We start from the raw sequence: 3,750 nt of genomic DNA, 5'->3' as shown, positions 1-3,750 counted from the left end.
CAGGCAGCGCATAAACCAGCTGATATCCTGCAATCGCTCCCGGTACTTTTGCGCATATTCATTAATCTGGAGTTGCTCTGCTTCACTCAGCTTTTCATTTTTAAGATAACGCTGAACCAGCATTGACCCATTGAATAATTGCGACCATCGTTTTAAAACCTCACGGTCGCACCATTGCTTTACTTCAGCAGTATTGATGTGCAGCACTAGATGATATGACTGGACATAATGGCGTAGGCACAGACCTCAATAGCAAAGGTATTCACCAACAACTGAAGACGCTCGGTCACCCACTGGCTGCGATGCTCATAGTTTTTTCCCGAAAAATCATCCTGACCACAGAGCCATGCCTGGCGAACACAGCGAGCGATGCAGTGATAGTAATGTGTACTTGCTGTATCGATCAGACTTTTCCTGGGGCTGGTCGTGGGTTCTCCTGTCAGGAATGAAATCAGCACAGGAGAAAAATAGCTCAGTCGCTTGGGGAGTCAAGAATATGGATGTCCTATTCTTTTCTATTCTTTTCTTCAGCAGTATTGATGTGCAGCACCAGATGATAATGATTGGACATAATAGCGTAGGCACAGACCTCAATAGCAAAGGTATTCACCAACAACTGGAGACGCTCGATCACCCACTGCCTGCGATGCTCATAGTTTTTTCCCGAAAAATCATCCGGACCACAGAGCCACGCCCGGCGAACACAGCGAGCGATGCAGTGATAGTAATGTGTACTTGCTGTATCGATCAGACTTTTCCTGGGGTTGGTCATGGGTTCTCCTGTCAGGAATGAAATCAGCACAGGAGAAAAATAGTTCAGTCTCTTGGGGAGTCAAGTATATGGATGTCCTATTTTTTTCCTATTCTTTTCTTTTTTGAGTATATGGATGTCCTATTCTTTTGGTTCAGTCTCTTGGGGAGTCAAGTATATGGATGTCCTATTCTTTCTTTTTGGGGAGTCAAGTATATGGATGTCCTATTCTTTTGATGTCCTATTCTTTTTTATGGATGTCCTATTCTTTTTTTGCTGGGCTTTGAATTGTGTTTGCTGTTGGGCCATTGCACTTCAGACTTGCCACCTTCAAAGGCCAGCATCTGGGCAACTTTGCCCCGGTGGCCACAAATGATGGTGCAGTCGTAATGTTCAATGACTTTATTGAAGACACGCTGAAGCCGTTCATCACAACTGGCCAAATGCCGTTTGGATGACTCGGAATAGTGATACATGGCTCTCTTTTTATAGTGGTGTAGGTTGGGAGGACTTTTGATAATGAGAACACCCTGAAAATTGCTCCTGCATTTTCAGGATACCGTCCTTCCCTGGACATAAAAAAACCGGCGTCAGGGCCGGTTCTTCTGAGGATTTAAACTGATGGAAAGTAAGTGATCGTTAGTTATTCCATCATTGGCTTAAAATCGTACCCTTTGTAACATTGGACTGCAAAGGATTTACGCCGACATTGCTTATGCGAAACCAATTCGTGTAAACAAGTGTTAACCCCCGCACATGTTAACCCGTCAGTTGAGGGTGACATTAATTTTCTACTAATATACAAATTCAAACCAGAATTGACAGGAGTAGATGATGAATAGTGATACACGGAAACAACTGGGACACACTATAAGCCACAGAAAGGTTTCAGGCACCATTCAAGTTCAAACTGGTTCTACACATAATGGTGACTGAAACCAGCGATTCTGAAGTTTTATCTATTTTGGTCAGGGTACTCCGGCTCGATATTGCCTACAAACGTCCAATCCCCGCCCTCAAAGCAATAACTTTTGCTGGAGACATATTTTGCACCCTTGTCAATACAGTCCTGATGCTGAACCGACTGCTGCCTGACTCGGCCCATAATTAAACACTGATCATCCTCGGCACACCCCGATTCCAGCTTAAGACTAATCTGTCCGCTATCCTCAAGATCCTGCAGCGTTTTTCCTGAAGGAATAGGTTTACGAAATTGACCAAATACATACAATTCATCCAAATCACTTTTTTTATTAAAGGTGATCGTCAAAAGATTAGATGATGTTACTAAATGGTCGGGATCGTTCTCCCTGGAATAGCTGAAGCCTCCCCGGGCTTTTTTTACCTTGAGCACAAAACTACACCGATAGCCATCAGCCACGGCAACCTTCACCGCCAAAGATCCTACTTTTTCCGGTAGTCCGTTATCCTCAACGGCTCTTTTTATAGTATTCAGAACAGACTGCATTCGCTCTGCGTGGATATCCAAAACCTGATACGTTCTTAACGTAACCATATCTCCATCTCTAAACTCTTCATCCCATTTGTTGTTCACGCTGAGAGGAGAATTTACACAAGACCCAACTGAGGTCATACCTAGCGTACCGAAATAACGTCTCACCTGGGCAGATAAAACACCTTCTCTCATCGAAGTACCTGCAGAATCCGAAGGCTGGCTATAATAGGTCATCGGTGAATGATATGAGTAAAGACCACTTTCCATGTCGTATTTAACATGAGTACAGCAACCCATTTCAAGTTTAAGATATTTATCTCCCAACCCCTTGATATAATCATCCAATGTTTCACGGTTGTTACCTACCGTTTCAATAAGTTGCAAAGCCCCAATCTGTTGAGCCATCTGTTCGCCAATGGGGAGGTCTATTGCTGGCAGCACATTCCCAGCAATTCCCGATATTTCCTGAACCCCCTGAACCGTAAGGGATGTAGCGCAGTTAATTTTTTCTGACTCGCACACTTTTGAGCTGGTTTCTGGTGTCTGATGACGCTGATCCTCGAGGGGCATAGTCTGTGACACTGCCGTTGTTACCGGTGTCGTAGAAAGAGCGGGAACTGCTAGCACATTCCATTGTGCAGTATAAAATACTGTAAGATGGTCAAGACCTTCAGGATCAGTCACATCAGTTCTCGCATGAAATAAACCCGGCTCAAGGTAATTTACAATTGAGATCTTGCTACCAGTTTCCGCATCCACCATCACCGTTGCACCGTCATTATTTATGAAATGCGACACCACTATAGGAACAGAAGTACTATTATTGCTGATGATATGCGAACTACCTGAGCCTTGTCGGCCTTGTGAGCGGGCCAGCCAGTGATCGATTTTTTTCCATAGACTCTTTTTTGACTTCGACTTGTCACATTTACGATTGATGAGCAACGGGCTCTCAGACCATTGCCCCTTATTCCTAGCTGACAAGTACGTTACTGGTTCAGCTAGCTCTTTCGTCCAACCTGACTGATCAACATCCTGTAGGGAAGAATGAATCGCATTTGTGTTCATATTATTTATTATCATCCAAATATAGCTCCTCAACTATTATTCACTCACCGCCCCCTTTGCCCGGGGAAACACTTGCTGGCCATTACTGACCATGAGATTGACCGTTTAAAATAAAATTAGTTCCCGGCCCAATACCTCACCCACCCTGCGGAAAGCATCACTATAATGCTGAACACCATGTGGGCTTTGACTCTAGGAACTCTATCTGTCTGGATCGCGCAGTAACGGACTACACAGCAACACTGAATACTCACTGGCAGGGGATTCTTAAAAACTAAGAAATAGGACAGCCAAAGAAATCGCACAAAGAAATAGGACAGCCACAATTTTAAAAGAGGCTGTAATTAAAATTGTGTAAACGTTTGTCGTTAAACCTCCAAAGAGGAGAATAACAATGAGCGTTGAATTAGATGAAAAACTGGTTGATCAAATCGTTGGCCAGGTTAAGACTCAGGATGACTTAGCTGACCTCAGT

Annotated in this window: 4 protein-coding genes and 1 pseudogene; all 5 read right to left on the bottom strand. The window is 43.9% G+C overall.

Annotated elements, in window-relative coordinates:
• Window positions 1-207: pseudogene (locus RM811_RS14735) on the bottom strand (transposase); the annotation flags it as partial.
• On the bottom strand, window positions 207-458 hold the full coding sequence (locus RM811_RS14730; RefSeq protein WP_402525688.1) for a hypothetical protein: 252 nt from the start codon (window positions 456-458) through the stop codon (window positions 207-209). The pseudogene RM811_RS14735 and the gene RM811_RS14730, both read right to left, overlap by 1 nt.
• A 47-nt stretch (window positions 459-505) precedes the next feature.
• Window positions 506-772, bottom strand: coding sequence for a hypothetical protein (locus tag RM811_RS14725; RefSeq protein WP_402525685.1), 267 nt, complete (start codon window positions 770-772; stop codon window positions 506-508).
• Window positions 773-1,002: 230 nt separating this feature from the next.
• Window positions 1,003-1,227: a hypothetical protein gene (locus RM811_RS14720; RefSeq protein WP_402525683.1), complete on the bottom strand. Its 225-nt coding sequence runs from the start codon at window positions 1,225-1,227 to the stop codon at window positions 1,003-1,005.
• A 479-nt stretch (window positions 1,228-1,706) separates the two neighbouring features.
• Complete coding sequence (locus RM811_RS14715; RefSeq protein WP_402525681.1) at window positions 1,707-3,290, bottom strand: hypothetical protein; 1,584 nt, start codon at window positions 3,288-3,290, stop codon at window positions 1,707-1,709.
• Window positions 3,291-3,750: the final 460 nt, after the last annotated feature.

The sequence above is a fragment of the Endozoicomonas sp. genome (assembly GCF_031844845.1).
Taxonomy (GTDB): Bacteria; Pseudomonadota; Gammaproteobacteria; order Pseudomonadales; family Endozoicomonadaceae; genus Endozoicomonas.
Note: the sequence above shows the minus strand (reverse complement) of the source record. Positions and strands in the feature narration are given on the sequence as shown.